The sequence below is a fragment of the Histidinibacterium aquaticum genome, from assembly GCF_008710275.1.
GTDB lineage: Bacteria > Pseudomonadota > Alphaproteobacteria > Rhodobacterales > Rhodobacteraceae > Oceanicola > Oceanicola aquaticus.
This window is the reverse complement of sequence record NZ_VYQE01000001.1, coordinates 674,061-689,240: the sequence shown is the minus strand read 5'-3', so window position 1 is coordinate 689,240 and position 15,180 is coordinate 674,061. Positions and strand designations below refer to the sequence as shown.

Sequence of the window (15,180 nt, the reverse complement as noted above, 5' to 3'; positions counted from 1 at the left end):
CTAGTGTCCGCGCAAACCGAAAGACGAGGGAACAGGATGAAACGGATCGAACTCGGCCGTTCCGGCATCGAGGTGCCGGACTGGTGCCTTGGCACCATGACCTACGGCAACCAGACGCCGGAAGATGACGCGCACCGGCAGATCGACATGGCGCTCGACGCGGGCATCGACTTCATGGATTGCGCCGAAATGTATCCCGTCGCGCCGGTCACCAAGGAGACGGTCGGCCGGTCGGAGGAGATCCTCGGCAACTGGTTCGCCAAGTCCGGCAAGCGCGACCGCTGGACCGTGGCGACCAAGGTCTCGGGCCCGAACGGCGGTTTCGTGCGCGATGGCAAGGGCTACGACGGCACCGTGATTCCGCAGGCGGTCGATGCCTCTTTGAAGCGGCTGCAGACCGACGTGATCGACGTCTACCAGCTGCATTGGCCGGATCGCGGCTCCTACCACTTCCGCAAGTACTGGGCCTACGATCCCTCGAAGCTCGATGCCGAGGCCGTCGAGGCGCACATGCTCGACGTGCTGCGGGCGATGGACGAGATGGTCAAGGCGGGCAAGGTCCGGGCCTTCGCGCTCTCGAACGAGACCGCCTGGGGCACCGCGCAGTGGTGTCGTCTCGCGGACCGCGAGGGACTGCCGCGCCCGGCCTCGATCCAGAACGAGTACTCGCTGCTCTGCCGCGTCTTCGATACCGACCTCGCCGAGACCTGCACCGCCGAGGACGTCACGCTGCTGAGCTTCTCGCCGCTGGGGGCGGGGCTGCTTACCGGCAAGTACCAGGGCGGGCAGATCCCCGAGGACAGCCGCCGCGCCCGGCAGGAGGACCTCGGCGGCCGGATCACCGAGCGGGTCTGGGACGCGGTCGCGGCCTATCACGCGGTGGCGCAGCGGCACGGGCTCGACCCTGTGCAGATGGCCCTGGCCTGGCAGCGCAGTCGCCCCTTCCCGATTTCCGCCATCTTCGGCGCTCGGTCGGTCGAGCAGCTGGAGCGCATCCTCGGCGGGATCGACCTGGAGCTGTCCGACGAGGTGGTCGCGGACATCGACGCGACGCACAAGGCGCACCCGATGCCCTTCTGAGGCTATCGCCCGGCGACGAAAACCAGAGGACCCGCGCCCCCCGGGCGCGGGTCCTTTCGTGTCGCGGGTGTGGTCCCGGCTACTGCACGCCGAGGACGAGGTTCTCGTAGATGTTGTAGACCGAGGGGCCGATCAGGATGATCAGGAGCGGCGGCACGGTCAGCATCATCGTGGCCAGCGTCATCTTGGTCGGCAGGATGTTGGCCTTTTCCTCGGCCCGCATCACCCGCTTGTCCCGCATCTCCGAGGCATAGACCCGCAGGGCGTCGGCGATCGAGGTGCCGAACTGCTGGGACTGGATCAGCACGGTGACGAAGGAGCTCACGTCGGGCACGCCGCAGCGCTCGGACATGTCCTTGAGCACCGCGAGCTTGTCCTTGCCGGCCTTCATCTCGTAGGCGACCAGCTCGTATTCCCAGGCGAGCGCCGGAAAGCCGGCCTTGAGCTCCCGGGCCACGCGGATGATGGCCTGGTCGAGCGACTGGCCCGCCTCCACGCAGACCAGCATCATGTCGAGGCTGTCGGGGAAGCCGTTGGTGATCTCCGTCTGGCGCTCCTTCTGGCGCTTGTTCACCCAGTACTTCGGCAGCATGTAGCCCGCCGCGCCCGGGATCAGCGTGTAGAGGATCAGGTTCTGCGTCGTGGGCTCGGCGCCAGGGGCGGCGGTCTGGCTGAGGTAGAGCGTGTAGACCACGCCCAGGACCAGGCCGAGGATGCCGAGCGCGAACTGCGCGAAGTGGTAGAGGCTGACGGCGCTCTTGGTGCGGTAACCGGCCTGCAGCAGCTTGAGCTGGACGGCGGTGTACTCGGCCTCGTCCTTGGGCTCGAGGAAGTTGGAGAACTTGTCGAGCTTGTCGGTGCCGCGCTTCTGGCGGAGTTTCGTGGCCTCGATAAGGTTCTTGGTGTCGCTCTGCTGGGACCGCTTGAGCTTGTCGAGCGGGTCTTCCGGCCGGTTCAGCAGCGTGGGCAGCGTCAGCAGGACGAGCAGGAGCCCGAGGCCGCCGACGAAGATCCAGGGGCCGAAGGGGCCGAGCTTGTCGGTCATCCAGTCCATGAAGATCTGGACCGGGTCGGGGCCCTCGCGGACCTCCTCCTGCGCCGTCTCGTCAGCGGCGACTGCCGCGTAGGAGGCGTTCATCACGGTTCGGCAGGCGGCAATATCGGGACCGCTCACGCCGAGGCAGATCTGCTGGCCGGCGGTCTGCAGGATGCCGGTCACGGAGGCTAGGGCCTCGGTCGTGATCTTGCCCGCTCCGCGCATCTCCTCGGCGAGGCCGAGAGCAAGGGCGAGGCAGCCCGGCTCGCCGCTATCGGCAGCGGTGCGGGCCATGGACTCGGCCGAGGTCGTGGACATGCTCACACGGGCGGCGCTGTCGATGACGCCTGCGCCGAAGCTGCGGGAGGCGGTCTCGACCCCCGCGCCCTCGGAGCGGACGGCGGTCTCGGCGGTGCAGACGGCGGGCCCGGTCGGGGCGGGGCCGTCGCTGCGCGACCCGCCCGAGCCGGTAGGCTGCGCGCCGAGGGGGACGTCGACGGTCCGCTCGGAGGTGCCGCCGCCGGACCCGGCGGCCGCGCCGGGGGGCAGGGCCGTGGCGGAGGAGGAGCCCGCGCCGCCGCCGGGCGCACCCGCGGCGGCGGGGGTCTGGGCGTTGCCCTCGCTGGCCTGCGCGCCTTCGGCCGTCGCTTGCGGAGTGGCGGCGCTGCCCTGACCGTTGACAGCTGCGCCCTCGGCGGGGGCCTGCGCAGCGGCGGCATTGCTGCCGGAAGCCGCACCGCCGCCGGCGATACCCGGGACCTGGACACCGCCGGAGGCACCACGGCCGGCCTCGAGGGCCTGCATGGCGGCCTGCATGGCTTCGGGCGAGGGGCTGGTCCCCTGTCCGGCACGGGCGGCGGTCAGCAGCTCCGCGCGGAGGGCTGGGTCCATCTGGGCGAGCGCCTGGGGTGTGACCGTCGCGGGATCGACGCCGAGGACCTCCGCGATCAGGGCGGCTTCTTCGGCAGTGGGTGCGGTCCCCGCGCTGCCGCTGCCGGAGAAGAGATCGCCTGCGACGGCAGGCGCCTGCGGCGTCGCGGCGGCCTGACCCGAGGCCACGTCGGGGCCGGGAGCGGGCGCGGCGGGCGCCTGCTGGGCCGGGCGCGGGGCGTCGGCGGGCGACATGAGCAGGCTGCCGACGCGCTGGCCGGGCATGGAGACCACGCGGGGCCCCGCATCGGTCACGTCGAGGCTCGAACCCTCGACGCCGACCATGATGTTCAGCCCGCGCCCGTCCGCGGGGACGCCGGAGGTGTAGCTCAGGACATACTGCCGGTTCAGGCTCTCGCCGATGGCTGCATAGACGGAATCCAGCGCCGCGCCGTCGGGCGCGTCGAAGTGCCGGCCGCCGGTCTCCTCGGCGATGCGGCTCAGGGTCTCGGAATTGGCCTCGTCGCCGAGAGCCACAGTATAGACCGGAACCTCGGCATCGACGGCGGCCTGCAGGGCCTCGTCGAGTCCGGTCACGCTGATCTGCTGGCCGGTCCCGTCGTCGTCCTGACCGTCGGACAGCAGCACGACCGCGGTCCGGCCGCCGGTGCCCGCGAGGCTCGCGGCAGAGGAGTAGAGCGCGTCGTAGAGCCGGGTATTGCCCCAGCCGCGCAAGCCGGTGATCGCGTCGATCAGGGCCTGCTTGTCCGAGGTCATCGGCTGAACGGTGTCGATGCCGTCCGCGAAGGTGACCAGCTGCGCGCTGTCCTCCTCGCCCAGCCGCTCGACGAAGCCGGTCGCGGCGTCCTTCGCCTGGGGCATGAACTCGCCCATGCTGCCGGAGCTGTCGATGGCCAGCACCACCGAGAGCGGCGGCAGGCGGTCGGAGAGCTCGAAACTCTCAATGAAACGGTCGTTCTCGCGCAGGCGGAAGCGGTGCGCCTCCAGCCCGCCGACGAGCGCGCCGTCCTGCTCGACTGTCACGTTGACCCGCACCTGCGGGAAGTCCGAGACGTCGATCCCGTGCAGGTGGGTGATGGCGCCGTCGAGGTCGATCTCGGCGGTCTCCGCCCCAGGGGCGGCGTCCGTCTGAGCCTGCGCCTGGGCGGGGGGCGTCCCCGCCAGCGCGGCGATCAGGGGAAGGGCGAAGAACAAGCGGATCACGGGTGAGCTCCTGAAGCGGGCGCGGGGGCGCCTCAGACCTTGATGTCGACGAGACGGCGCATGACGATGATGTTCGCGACCAGGAAGCCCGCGACCACGAGACAGGCCGGGATGAAGTACGGCGTCTCCATCACCTCGTTGTAGTAGTCCGGCTGGGCGCTGTTGATCATCACGAGGCAGATCAGCGGGAAGCCCGAGAGGAACATCCCCGACCATTTCGCCTCGGCGGTGATCGCCTTGACCCTCCGGAACAGGCGGAAGCGGGCCCGGATCACCTTGGCGAGACCGTCGAGGATCTCGGCGAGGTTGCCGCCCGAGGTCTGCTGGATGGTCACGGCGACCGCGAGAAAGCGAAGGTCCTGCATGTCCATCCGCTCGGCCATGGCCTTGAGGCTTTCACCGACGTCGCGGCCGTAGGCGCTTTCGTCGGCGATCACGCCCATCTCGGTGCCGAGCGGGTCGGCCACCTCCTTGGCGACGATGTTGATCGCCGAGGAGAAGGGGTGGCCGACGCGCAGGCTGCGGACCATGAGCTCCACCGCGTCGGGCAGCTGCTCCTCGATCAGCGACATCCGCTTGTTCGCCTTGTGGTTCACCCAGATGTAGGCGCTGCCGATGCCCATGACCGGCGAGACGATGGCGCGGACCAGCAGGCTGGCCTCCGTGCCGACGGTCAGGCCCATGAAGGCCACGCCGCCCAGCACGGCCATGACGACGATGAGCTGGCCCGGGGTGAAGGCGATGTTGGCCTTCTGCGCCTTGGCCGCGAGCAGGGCGTAGATCGGCACCTGCTGGCTTTTCATGTGCTGGGACATCTCCTTGCGGAGCTGCTCCAGCACCTTGTCGCGGCTGTCGCCCTTCTCGAGCATGTCGAGCCGGCGATTGACCTTGCTGTTCAGCGAGATCGATTTCCCGAACACGGTGAGGTAGAGGCCCTCGACCAGGACGAGAACGGCGACGAAGATCAGGCCGTAGATGATCGGTTCGGCTGAGAGAACCATGTCGGCTTACCCCAGGGTCGGTTCGTAGATGGAAGACGGCAGGTCGAAGCCCCAGAGCTTGAAGCGCTCCGCGAAGTGGCTGCGCACGCCCGTCGCCGTGAAATGGCCGATGATCTTGTTCTCGGGAGTGAGACCCACGCGCTGGTAGCGGAAGACCTCCTGCATCGAGATCACCTCGCCCTCCATGCCCGTGACCTCGGTGATCGAGACCATGCGGCGCGAGCCGTCCTGCAGGCGGCTGGCCTGCACGATGAGATGGACGGCCGAGGCGATCTGGCTGCGGACCGCCTTGATCGGCATCTCGATACCGGCCATCGCGACCATGTTTTCCAGTCGGCTGACCGCATCGCGCGAGGAGTTGGCGTGGATCGTCGTCATCGAGCCGTCGTGGCCGGTGTTCATGGCCTGCAGCATGTCGATGACCTCCTCGCCGCGCGTCTCGCCGACGATGATGCGGTCCGGGCGCATCCGCAGCGCGTTCTTCAGACAGTCGCGCTGGGAGACTGCGCCACGGCCCTCGACGTTGGCCGGGCGGCTTTCCATCCGGCCGACGTGGGTCTGCTGCAGCTGGAGTTCGGCGGTGTCCTCGATGGTCAGGATCCGCTCGTCGTTGGCGATGAAGGAGCTGAGCGCATTGAGGGTGGTCGTCTTGCCCGAGCCCGTACCGCCCGAGACGATGACGTTGAGCCGCGTGGCGACGGCGGCCTGCAGGTAGGCGGCCATTTCCTCGGAGAAGGCGCCGAAGTTCACCAGCTCGTCGATGCCGAGCTTGTCCTTCTTGAATTTCCGGATCGAAACCAGCGAGCCGTCGACCGCGATCGGCGAGACCATCGCGTTGAAACGCGAGCCGTCGGCGAGACGGGCGTCGACGTAGGGGTTCGATTCATCGACGCGCCGGCCCACGGCGGAGACGATCTTGTCGATGATCCGCAGCAGGTGACGCTCGTCCTTGAAGGTGACGTCCGACAGCTCCAGCCGGCCGTGACGCTCGATGAAGATCTGGTGCGGGCCGTTGATCAGGATGTCGTTGATCGTGTCGTCCTTGAGCAGCGGCTCCAGCGGGCCGAGGCCGGTCACCTCGAAGTAGAGGTCCTGGTGAAGCTGCTGGCGTTCCTCGCGGTTGAGGACGACGCCCATGTCCTCCAGCGTCTCCGTCGCGATGGAGCCGATCTCGGCCCGAAGGTCCTGCTCGGAGGCCTTGTCGAGCGCGGACAGGTTGAGGTTGTCGAGCAGCGCCTTGTGCACCTCGAGCTTGATCTCGCCCAGCCGTTCCTTGCGCTTGCGTTCCTTGTCGGCCGGGGCCGCCTTGGCGTCCTTCTTGGGCGCCTGCTTGAGGATCGGCTTCTGGGTCTCGGGGCTCCCCTCGACCCGCGCGGTCTTGATGGTGGCGGTCGAGGACTGAGAGTCGCTGGCCTGCCGGGCCGCGTCGAGGGCGGCCACGGTGTTCGCGGCCGTCGACTGGACCGAGGCATTGGCGGCCGGCTTGGAGGAGCCGGACTTCTTGTACTTCGAGAACATCTTAAATCCCCCAGGATTTAGTTGCCCTTAGCCTCCTCTGGCTTCGGATTGGTTGACCTCGTGAACCTTGGCGGCAAGCTTGGCGATCTCGCGGCGCAGGGGGTTCTTCGGAATGCCCTCGGCCATCGCGACGCCATGGTCGGCATTCTGGGCGACGGCCTTGCCGCCGTCGGGCAGCTGAACCTCGATGGAGATGCCGAGGGAATCGGCCAGCCGCTTGACCCGGGCCTTGCCGTTGAGGTCGGTGAAACGCGGTGCGCGGTTGAGGATGAAGCGCATCTTGGAAAAGGGCAGGTCCTCTGCCTTGAGCGCCCGCTTGATCCGCAGCGTGTTCTGGGCCGAGCGCATGTCCATCTCGAGAATCGAGAAATAGACATGGCTCGCCTCGAGCGCGGTCTGGCTCCACTCGACCATGGTCGTCGGCATGTCGATGACGACGTAGTCGAAGTTCGCGCGGGCCTGGTCGATGACCCGGCGCACGTCCTCCGGCGACAGCAGGTCGAGCGGGATGAGCTCGGTCGGCGAGGTCAGGACATGCAGCTTGTCGTTGTAGGTCTGGAGGGCCTGGATGAAGCTCTCTCCGTCCATCGCCTCGGTGTCGCTCAGAAGCTCGAAGACCGCCTCGCGGCGGGGCAGGTCGAGGTAGGTCGAGGCCGAGCCGAACTGCAGGTCGAGGTCCAGCAGGCAGACGCGTGGCGGCTCGTTGCCCTGCATCGTCGCCAGTTCCCAGGCCAGGTTCACGGCGAGGGTGGTGGAACCGGTGCCGCCGGCCATCCCGTGCACGGGCATGACGACGCCGTTGCGGTCGCCCTCTGCACGGAGCGCGGGCGTGGTGGTCGCCGGGACCTGCGCGTCGTCGTTCGCGGGCGGCGCGATGGCGGGGCGCGGCGGCGGCGCGAGAACGCGGTCGATGGCCTGCGACAGCTCGCCTTCGGGCAGCGGGTAGGGCACGAACTCGTTGCCGCCTTCCCGCAGGAGCTGGTGCAGCGAGGCGGGGCTCACGTCCTCGGCCACGATGATGACCTTGAGGCCGCGGCCGCGCGCGGACTTCACGACGTCGATGATGAGGGAGAGGTCGCCCTCGTCCTGCTCGTCCATGGCGATGCAGATGAATTGCATCGCGCCCGCCTCGGGCTGGTCGAGGAAGGGCAGGGCGTCCGAGAAGTTCAGATCGCCCCAGCTTTCACCGAGCGCGCCTTCCATGTCCTCGATCAGCAGATCGAACACCTGGACGTCCCGGCTGACGGTGCAGGCAAGGAGGGGCTGGGCCTCTGGCTGGAGAACTGCGTTGCTGGTCATAAGCCTCTCGTCCTTCCGGAAAGGGCTTTCCCTGCCGCAACGGACACGGCCGCGGGGCCGTCGAACTCCTTCCGTTACGGAAGAGAGTCGCCATTGGCGACACGCCTTCCCATGAGGTCAAAGTCGCCGACCATTCTGACTAATTTGGGGCGAAACAATCGCCATTGTGCGATTTGCGGAGACGATCACCCGGCGTTCGCACGAACAGTTGATGGGCGCAGAAATCGCCTTGCTCCAAGGCGTTAACTGTGCGGGGGAGCGCGGCCTACTGCAGTCCGGCCGCGGTCACGCCTTCGAGGTCCTGGCTGGGCACGGCCGATTGCACGTACTCGCGGAAGATCACCTCGGCGTACTTGCCGTTCAGCACGGTCGGGTGCCGCCGGAGGAAGCCCGAGACCTCGGTCACGGTGCGCCGGTTGGCCCGTTCGCGGTTTTGGGTGAGCACGAGCGGCTGTTCCTCGCCGTAGGACACGAGGGCCTTCAGGCTCGAGCGGGGCACGCCGTGGGTGACCAGGTAGTTCACCGCGGCCTGGGCCCGGCGGAGGCCGAGATTGTAGTTGTAGCTGTCCGAGCCGACGAGGTCTGTGTGGCCGTAGACCGAGAACCTGAGTTCGGGGAACTGGTTCATCCAGTTGGCCTGCTGCGTCAGGATCGCCCGCGCCTCGGGACCGAGCTGCGCGGAGTTGAAGGCGAAGTTGACGGTCGAGGGGACCTCTGCGTCGAAGCGTTCGGCCAGGGCGACGGTGTAGTCACGCTCGCCGTTCATCACCAGCGTGTTGTGCATCGTCGCATTGCCGAAGGTGCCGGTGTCGATGACCGCTCCCGCCTCGGCGTCGAAGACACCGGGGCCGCCGGCGGTCTGGGCGCAGGCCGAGAGCGCCAGGAGCGCCGCTGCGGAAAGAGTGACTCGTCTCATGTCGGGCGCCTTTCCTCAGTCCATCACGTAGCCGTAGGACCCCGAGAAGTCCTGCCGCGCCACTTCCGCCGCCGCTCCCTGCTGGGGCGCTGCGACACGGCCGTTGAGGAAGAGGTCGCGCTCGGTCGGCGGGCGCACCCGGTCGGTCGGCAGGGCCAGCGCCTCCCCGCGGGTGGGCTGGACGAGGTGCGGGGTGACGATGATCACGAGTTCGGTCTGCTGGCGCGTATAGTCCGCCGAGCGGAAGAGGGCGCCCAGCACCGGGATGTCGCCCACGAAGGGCAATTGGCTGTTGGCGTCCTGGAAATCGTCGCTGAGCAGGCCCGCGATGGCGAAGCTCTCTCCGTCGCGCATCTCGACGGTGGTCGAGGTCTCGCGCCGGCGGAAGGCATCGACGGTGAATCCGCCCTGGTTCACGCCGTTGGCCGAGTCGATGGAGGAGACCGCCGCCTCGAGTTCGAGGTTGATGAGGTCGCCGTCCACCACACGGGGGACGAAGTTCAGTTCGACGCCGAAGGGCTTGTACTCGATCGAGACGGCCCCGCCCTCCTGGCTGACCGGCACGGGATATTCGCCGCCCGCGAGGAAGCGGGCTTCCTGGCCCGACAGCGCGGTGAGGTTGGGCTCGGCCAGGGTGCGGACCACGCCGCGGCTCTCCAGCGCCTCCAGCAGGATGCCGACCTCGACGCCGCCGGCGTTGAAGCCGAACAGAACCGCGCCGTTGTTGGCGTTGCTGGCGGGCAGGCTGCCGTTGAGCGAGTTGCCGACCGACCCATCGTCCACGAGACGCCCGGTGCCCGCGCTCAGGCCCAGGTTGTCCGAAAGGGCGGTGCCCTGCGCGACGAGCGATGAGGACAGCGACTTGGAGACAGACCGCTGCATCTCTGCGAAGCGCACCTTGAGCATGACCTGCTGCACGCCGCCCACGGTCATCAGGTTGGAAACCCGGTCGGGGGCATAGCGCTGCGCCAGTTCGAGCGCCCGGTCGAGGCGCGCCGTCGAGGAGACTGTGCCCGAGAGCACGATCCCGTCGTTGGCGGTGCGGACCTCGATGTGCTCGCCGGGCAGGATCTGCTGCAGGCGCTCCTTGAACTCCTCGATGTCCGGGGTGACCTGGACTTCGACGTTGGTGATCAGCCGCCCGTCCGCGCCGAGGAGAGTCAGCGTCGTCCGTCCCGGCTCCTTGCCGAGCACGTAGAGCGTGCGGTCTGAGAGGGTGGAGATATCGGCGATGCCGGGGTTGGCGATCGAGACCTCGGTGAAGGGAGTGTCGCTCTCGACCACCACCGCGCGGTTCATCGAAACCTTGAGCTCGCTGGAGGGGGCCCCGCGCATCACGTTGAGAACCTGGGCCTCGGCCGGCGCGGTCGGAACCGCGAGCGCGATGGACAGGCCGGCGAGGGCCGCCTTAAGGAATCCGTCGTATTTCATCGGTGACCTGCCTCTATGTCACGCTCGGCGCGGGCATTTCGCCCGTCGTTTGGGGCAGCATCGCCGGGGCGGGACTCCTTTGCAAGAATCAAAGATTTACCCTGCGTCGTTCATGTGGGTCTGGCGCAACAGGTCGGTCGCATCGAAAAAAGGGCGCGCCGGCGGCACGCCCTTTGGATCGCGGCGGATGATTCGCCTCAGTTCGTGCAGGGGATCGGGATTTCCACGACCTCGGCGCCACGGCGGGTCCGGATGGTGCAGACCTCCTCGGCCGGCGCCTCTACGGTCTCCTCCTGCTCGGGGATCCCCAGCAGGCGGCGCTGGTTGACCTCGATCTGGCCCGCGACGGTATCGTCGTCCTGGCCCACGAGAGACAGCGAGAGCCGCCCGGTGGACTGCGCCTGGGCGAGGGCGGCGACCTCTTGGGGCGTGGCCTCGACCGTGACGGTCCGGGCGATGGTCGCGTTGAAGCTGGAGGAGCCGTCGGCCTGCTGGTCCACGGCGATCAGCTTCACGGCGCTTTCGATCAGCTTGGTGACTTCCTCGACCCGGCCGTCGTTCGAGACAGAGCGACCGGTCCAGTAGATGTCGACCCGGTCGCCGGGGCGCAGGAAGCCCGACACGCCGGAGGAGACGTCGACGCGGATGGCGAAGGCCCGCATCCCGCGCGACAGGCGGGAGGTAAGGCCCGCGTCCTCGCCGGGCTCGGTGACCTTGGCGGCGAGCACCGGCTCCAGCGCGAGCATCGGCCGCAGCACGACGCGCGGCTCCTCGGCCCCCTCCGGGAAGAGCTGCTCCTCGGTGGCGAATGTGCCCTCGGGCAGGAAGGGCTCCGCGTAGCGGATGATCTGGACGTCCTCGGGGGTGAGCTGCTCTCCGTAGCCGATCTCCCGGTTGACGGCGTAGATCTCCACGGTCGGAACCGCCTCGGCCGCGGCGGCACGTTCGCGCGCCAGCTGGGCCTGGGTCTGCTCGAGGTAGTCCTGGGCCATGTAGACCGCGAAGCCGGCGAGGCCGATCCCAACGATCAGTACGAGTCCGAATACCGCTCTCATGCCTGCTGTCCTTTCGTTCCCCACTTCGACCGGATCCCCGTCCGGCCTGCCGCGGACCCGCGGTCTCTGTCACGTCGGGGCGTTCCCGCCCCGGGTGTCCCCGTCAGTCCAGCCCGACCTGATGCGACGAAAGCCGCGCGCCGATCCCGGTGGACTTGTCTGTCGCAGCCGTCCGCACCGTCGAGATCGCGGCGACGCTGAGCCCCACGATGGCGGCTGTCAGCACCACCCAGTCGACGGTGACGGCACCGTCTTCCCGCCACAGAAGGCGTTTGAGGTTGTTGAGCATGGCAGTCTCTCCTTCGGGCGGTCATCCCGGCCCTTCGCCGGCACCTTGATCGACCAATGTGGCCAAATCGCGGAGTCGCGGCGGAAACACGCTGGCGGAAAGCTGCAGTGCGACCGCCGGGTTACGACAAAGGGCCGCGCCTGGTGGCGCGGCCCTCTGGTGCGTCTGTCCGTGCCGAGGGCGCTATCAGCTGCCGACGGTCTGGGACGAAAGGCTGCTGGAGATCTTGTCTCCGAGGTCTCCGACGCCACCCTTCACGGTGCCCATGACGGCCACGCCCAGGCCGACGATGGCGGCGGTGAGCACGACCCAGTCGACGGTCACAGCGCCGTCTTCGTCACGGCGGAACTTGGAAAGAAACTTGGTCATGATATTCTCCTTGGCTAAGCGCTCAGGATCGGGTGTCAGCTGCCGACGGTCTGGGACGAAAGGCTGCTGGAGATCTTGTCGCCGAGGTCTTCGACGCCGCCCTTGACGGTGCCCATGACGGCGACGCCGAGGCCGACGATGGCGGCGGTGAGCACGACCCAGTCAACGGTGACGGCACCGTCTTCGTCGCGGCGGAATTTTTTGATGAACTTCTGCATTTCTGTCCCTCCTCAGGGGCTATGGTCCGGTCTGTTCCGTCCTACCGGTGGCTCGATGGTCCGGCCTCTCAAGCGGCCCATCCCGGATCGGATGAGCCGGTTATAGCCTTGGGATTGGGGCGGGATTTTGGCCGCAATCGATCATTTTCGCTGGGGCTCGGGGGCGATTTCGAGGAAGGACACGCCCCTCGGAGACAACATGTTAACCCTCGCCCGACTATCGACGAAGCACGGGCAAAGGCGCTGGCGGGCGGTCTCGCCAGGGGCCGCTGGCGCCCGGCGTTGCAAAAAGGCGTCGCCGGGTTGGGTGCCGGAGCACCTAGGGTAAGGCGGACTGGTCTGAAAAGGGTGAATGGGCCATAGAGGATAACAAAACGAGGGCCGCGAGAGCCCAATTCGAGCGAGAGCAGGTCGAGACATATGCGACATTCCCTAGTCGCGCTGGGGCTGTGGGCCGCTGGCTGCCTCTGTGGTGCCGCAGCCCTTGCAGAGAGCTCCAGGCTTCAGCCGGACTTCACCTTCCGCCGCGTGGGCGTCCCTCAGCACGGCAGCACCGGCGGTCGGATCACCGTGCAGATCGATCCCAACGCCCCGAGCGCCATCCGCGCCCCGTCGCCGCCCTCCGCGCCCTCCTCTCCGTCGGAGCCGGTCCGAGCCGCGGCTCCCGCCGCGCCGGGCGTGCCGACCGTGCCGCGCGCGCCGGAGGTCGCCTGGTTCTGGCAGGCCGTCTCCCCGGCCATGGAGGACAGCGGCCCCGGACGGCTGCAGCTCTCGCTGACCGCGCTGGACCGCGCCCCGGACGAGGCGAAGGTCCGCCCGCCGGCGCTGCAGGGGCTCAGCGACATCGCCCGGGCGCATGGCACCGACATCCTGCGCGAGACGGTGGGCACCCGCGTCTCGCCGGCGCTCGTCCTCGCGGTCATCGCGGTCGAGTCCGGCGGCCGGATCGAGGCGGTGAGCGGTGCGGGGGCGCAGGGCCTCATGCAGCTCATGCCCGACACCGCGAGCCGCTTCGGCGTCACCGACAGCCTGAACCCCAGCCAGAACATCCGGGGCGGCGTGCGCTACCTCGACTGGCTGATGGAAGAGTTCGCGACGGATCCCATCCTGGTGCTGGCCGGCTACAACGCGGGCGAGGGTTCCGTGCGCCAGCATGGTGGTGTCCCGCCCTTCGCCGAAACCCGCGCCTACGTGCCCAAGGTCCTCGCCGCCTGGACGGTCGCCCGCGGCCTCTGCGTGACGCCGCCGCAGCTCGTCACCGACGGCTGCGTCTTCGCCGTGGACGGAGGGATTTGAGGTGACCGCGCCCGCGCCGGTGGGCCCGACCGAGACGGCGACGGGCCGGCCGCTGGTGCTGGATGCCGACGGTACCTTCCTGCGCACGGACATGCTGCTGGAGTGCTTCTGGGCCGGACTGGGTCGCCGCCCCGTGGACACGCTGCGCGCGTCGGCCCGGCACTGGCGAGACCGCGCGCGCCTGAAGGCGGAGCTCGCGCGGATCGCGCCGCTCCGGGTCGACCTCCTGCCGGTCGAGCCCGAGGTCAAGGCGCTGGCCGAGGAGGCGAGGGCGGCGGGTCGGCCGGTGGCGCTCGCCTCGGCCTCGGACATCTCGCTGGTGGGGCCGCTCGCCGATCACCACGGCTTCGACAGGGCATTCGCCTCGGACGGCCGGGTGAACCTCAAGGCCGGCGAGAAGGCCCGGGTGCTGAGCGAGGCCTATGGCGAGGGGGGCTTCGACTACGCGGGGAACGAAACACCTGACCGCAAGGTCTGGGCCCATGCGGCCGAGGCCGTGGTCGTCGGCGACCGTGCCTCGGCGCGGCACCTGGAGGCCGAAGGCAAGCCGGTCCGCGAGATCGCGGGCGGCTGGGCGCCAAGGGATCTCGTCCGGGCGATGCGGCCGCACCAGTGGGTCAAGAACGTCCTGCTGTTCCTGCCGATGATCGCGGCGCACGAGTTCACCCTGGCCACGCTACTCTGGGTCTGTCTCGGCATCGCGGCCTTCTCAGCGGCGGCCTCCTGCATCTACCTCGTCAACGATCTGCTCGACCTGGAGGCCGACCGGCTGCACGTCACGAAGTGCCGGAGGCCCTTCGCCAGCGGCGCGGTCCCCATACGGGCGGGCATGCTGGCGACGCTGGCGCTGGGCCTGGCGGCGGTGGGGATAGGAGCGTTCCTCGGCCCGGCCTTTCTCGCGGTCGTCGCACTCTACATGGTCCTCTCGCTCGCCTACTCGCTCAGGCTCAAGCGGATGCGCTGGATCGACATCGCGACACTGGCCTCGCTCTACACGATCCGTGTCGTGGCCGGGGCGGCGGCCAGCGGGGTTGAGGCCTCGGTCTTCATGCTGGTCTTCATCTTCCCGGTCTTCATCACGCTGGGCTGCGTGAAGCGGCTGACGGAGCTCACGCTGGCCAAGGGGGACGAGCGTCTGCCGGGCCGGGGCTACGGCCGGCCGGACCGGGACGACCTGCTCAACGTCTCGATCCTGGGTGCGGCCGGGGCGCTGCTGATCTTCTTCGCCTATTCCTTTTCCGAGCAGGGCCGGACGCTCTACCCCGACAGGTGGATCCTCTGGGTGGCGCTGATTCCGATCTCGTGGTGGCTGTTCCGGATGGTGCGGCTCGGCTGGTACGGCAAGCAGGACTACGACCCGATCGTCTTCGCCCTGCGCGACAAGCGGGGCGTGGGGCTGCTGCTCATCACGCTGGGGCTGATGTTCTACGCCGCGGGGCTCTGGGAGGACTGGTTCGCGATCTGGTTCGGGTAGGGGCGTTTGGGGGCCGCTTTGGTGGGGTGGAACCCCACCCTACGGTCGTGGTCCGCGTAGGGTGGGGTTCCACCCCACCGCGCCGATGATCCCACAGGCGCGTC

The 15,180-nt window shown here is 68.5% G+C and carries 13 protein-coding genes and 1 pseudogene; 3 read left to right on the top strand and 11 right to left on the bottom strand.

The features are described 5' to 3' along the window. The first annotated feature begins 36 nt into the window (after positions 1–36). Complete coding sequence (locus F3S47_RS03470) at positions 37–1,080, top strand: aldo/keto reductase (RefSeq protein ID WP_150443804.1); 1,044 nt, start codon at positions 37–39, stop codon at positions 1,078–1,080. Between the two features lie 79 nt (positions 1,081–1,159). Here the strand turns inward: F3S47_RS03470 and F3S47_RS19515 are convergent, their stop codons facing one another. The 11 genes and pseudogenes from F3S47_RS19515 to F3S47_RS03420 form a co-directional block, all read right to left on the bottom strand. Next, positions 1,160–2,134: a type II secretion system F family protein gene (locus tag F3S47_RS19515; RefSeq protein ID WP_223877726.1), complete on the bottom strand. Its 975-nt coding sequence runs from the start codon at positions 2,132–2,134 to the stop codon at positions 1,160–1,162. A gap of 1,230 nt (positions 2,135–3,364) precedes the next feature. After that, a pseudogene (locus tag F3S47_RS19510) lies at positions 3,365–4,042 on the bottom strand (vWA domain-containing protein); the annotation flags it as partial. A gap of 200 nt (positions 4,043–4,242) precedes the next feature. Further along, complete coding sequence (locus F3S47_RS03460) at positions 4,243–5,211, bottom strand: type II secretion system F family protein (protein ID WP_150443802.1); 969 nt, start codon at positions 5,209–5,211, stop codon at positions 4,243–4,245. A 6-nt stretch (positions 5,212–5,217) separates the two neighbouring features. After that, entirely contained in the window at positions 5,218–6,729 is a 1,512-nt protein-coding gene (locus F3S47_RS03455; protein ID WP_150443801.1) for a CpaF family protein, read from the bottom strand. Positions 6,730–6,756: 27 nt separating this feature from the next. Continuing rightward, on the bottom strand, positions 6,757–8,028 hold the full coding sequence (locus F3S47_RS03450; RefSeq protein ID WP_150443800.1) for an AAA family ATPase: 1,272 nt from the start codon (positions 8,026–8,028) through the stop codon (positions 6,757–6,759). 265 nt (positions 8,029–8,293) lie between these two features. After that, on the bottom strand, positions 8,294–8,944 hold the full coding sequence (locus F3S47_RS03445; protein WP_150443799.1) for an OmpA family protein: 651 nt from the start codon (positions 8,942–8,944) through the stop codon (positions 8,294–8,296). Positions 8,945–8,959: 15 nt separating this feature from the next. Continuing rightward, a complete protein-coding gene (locus tag F3S47_RS03440; RefSeq protein WP_150443798.1) occupies positions 8,960–10,375 on the bottom strand; it encodes a type II and III secretion system protein family protein in 1,416 nt (471 codons plus the stop codon). Positions 10,376–10,572: 197 nt separating this feature from the next. Continuing rightward, positions 10,573–11,430, bottom strand: a complete 858-nt coding sequence (cpaB, locus tag F3S47_RS03435; RefSeq protein WP_150443797.1) for a Flp pilus assembly protein CpaB — start codon at positions 11,428–11,430, stop codon at positions 10,573–10,575. A gap of 103 nt (positions 11,431–11,533) precedes the next feature. Then, on the bottom strand, positions 11,534–11,719 hold the full coding sequence (locus tag F3S47_RS03430; RefSeq protein ID WP_150443796.1) for a hypothetical protein: 186 nt from the start codon (positions 11,717–11,719) through the stop codon (positions 11,534–11,536). A 186-nt stretch (positions 11,720–11,905) separates the two neighbouring features. Further along, positions 11,906–12,088 (bottom strand): Flp family type IVb pilin, encoded by a 183-nt coding sequence (locus tag F3S47_RS03425; RefSeq protein WP_150443795.1) that lies wholly within the window; start codon positions 12,086–12,088, stop codon positions 11,906–11,908. A gap of 35 nt (positions 12,089–12,123) precedes the next feature. Next, positions 12,124–12,306 (bottom strand): Flp family type IVb pilin, encoded by a 183-nt coding sequence (locus tag F3S47_RS03420; protein ID WP_150443794.1) that lies wholly within the window; start codon positions 12,304–12,306, stop codon positions 12,124–12,126. Positions 12,307–12,726: 420 nt separating this feature from the next. On the opposite strand from F3S47_RS03420, the gene F3S47_RS03415 reads away from it, so the two are divergent. Then, positions 12,727–13,602: a lytic transglycosylase domain-containing protein gene (locus F3S47_RS03415; RefSeq protein ID WP_150443793.1), complete on the top strand. Its 876-nt coding sequence runs from the start codon at positions 12,727–12,729 to the stop codon at positions 13,600–13,602. A 1-nt stretch (position 13,603) separates the two neighbouring features. After that, complete coding sequence (locus tag F3S47_RS03410) at positions 13,604–15,076, top strand: UbiA family prenyltransferase (RefSeq protein ID WP_223877703.1); 1,473 nt, start codon at positions 13,604–13,606, stop codon at positions 15,074–15,076. Positions 15,077–15,180: the final 104 nt, after the last annotated feature.